Origin of the sequence: Staphylococcus caprae, assembly GCF_002902725.1 — a bacterium.
GTDB classification, from domain to species: Bacteria; Bacillota; Bacilli; order Staphylococcales; family Staphylococcaceae; genus Staphylococcus; species Staphylococcus caprae.
On sequence record NZ_PPRT01000016.1, the window covers coordinates 1 to 1481 of the forward strand.

Annotated in this window: 2 protein-coding genes; one reads left to right on the forward strand and one right to left on the reverse strand. The window is 30.4% G+C overall.

The window, feature by feature from the left end; genetic code table 11:
* Positions 1 to 149: 149 nt before the first annotated feature.
* Complete coding sequence (locus CD155_RS03015) at positions 150 to 761, reverse strand: CPBP family intramembrane glutamic endopeptidase (RefSeq protein WP_103212481.1); 612 nt, start codon at positions 759 to 761, stop codon at positions 150 to 152.
* A 250-nt stretch (positions 762 to 1011) separates the two neighbouring features.
* Between CD155_RS03015 and CD155_RS03020 the strand changes: the two genes are divergently transcribed.
* Positions 1012 to 1481 (forward strand): protein rep (locus tag CD155_RS03020; RefSeq protein ID WP_180991830.1); only part of this gene is annotated, 470 nt, incomplete at its 3' end.

Consider the following 1481-nt stretch of genomic DNA (forward strand, 5'->3'; position numbering starts at 1 on the left):
AAATTTATTGATGTTGAGAAGAACCCTTAACTAAACTTGAAGACGAATGTCGGCATAGCGTGAGCTATTAAGCCGACGATTCGACAAGTTTAGGGATTGTTAAGGGTTCAGAGGCTCAACGTCAATAAAGCAATTGGAATAAAGCAACATTAGTTTACAAAACCGAGTAAATTATTGATTATATGGATTATGATTGGTAATTCTATTCTTTGAGTTTTGTAGTAAATTATTGAATAAAAAATTGCCGGAATTCCATAGATTATATACTCTGTTAGGCTTGTAGGACTATGAGCAATTGTAAATAAAATTATAGAAAATATTGTTCCTAACCATTGCTTCTTTTGAAACATAACTTTAATTAAAATTCCTCTAAAAATACATTCTTCTATCACGGGTATAAAAATACCTAGTGTCATGATTGCAATAAAGAGATTTGATTGATCAACTATAGTGTTTAATCCATTTTGGTTATCAGGTGTAGAAGAAAAGTTAGTTATTAAATATGTTGGTATTTCTATGATTAGTAACCCGATTATAATTATAGCTAATTCTTTCCACTTTAAAGTTTTGAAAGAAAACAAATTAAACTTTAAAAAATTACATAATCCTAGAGTTAGGAACAAACAAATTATGCCTATTATGTAAAATGTAGGTTTATTTAGGTATGTAAAAAAGAGCATTTCACAGGTAAAAAATAAGACGATAACAATCAGTGACTGAACTATTAGTGTAATCTGAGATTTATCTTTTAAATCTCTCATATTTTATCCCTTCTTTTTTGTTTTTTAGAAACGAGTGAAACGAGTTTCTTCTTGTCTTGATACTATAGGTAACTATTACAAGCGAGGGCGACCCCTTTTAATCCATTGCTATATCTGGTTTCAGGCACAAAAAAAGTTGCTTTTTCGTACCTATTATAGTATGGTTTAAGTTGACGAGACAAAAATCATACAAGAAAGGAGAAAAAGCAACTTTTTTTGTATCTCAAATAAAGTTGTTTATACAATTTACATGGAAAAGTATACTGAGAAAAAACAAAGAAATCAAGTATTTCAGAAATTTATTGAGCGACATGTTAAAGAGGGGCAAATGGATTTGATTAAAAACTGTAATACGTTTTTGAGTTTTGTGGCTGATAAAACGTTAGAGAAACAGAAATTATATAAATCTAATTTATGTAAGAATCGATTTTGTCCGGTGTGTGCGTGGCGTAAAGCACGTAAAGATGCGTTAGGGCTGTCGTTGATGATGCAATATATTAAGCAAAAAGAAGATAAACAATTCATCTTTTTAACACTTACGACACCAAATGTCACAGCTGAGCATTTAGAAGATGAAATACAAAGTTATAATCAATCATTTAGACGGTTAAGTAATCGTAAGCATTTTAAGTCTATTGCGAAAGGTTATGTTCGTAAATTAGAAGTCACGTATAATGCGGAACGTGATGACTATCACCCTCATTTTCACGTATTGATTGC

Bases quoted from the DNA above. Each gene is read 5' to 3' on its own strand.
- CD155_RS03015 (WP_103212481.1), bottom strand. From the start codon at position 761: ATGAGAGATTTAAAAGATAAATCTCAGATTACACTAATAGTTCAGTCA.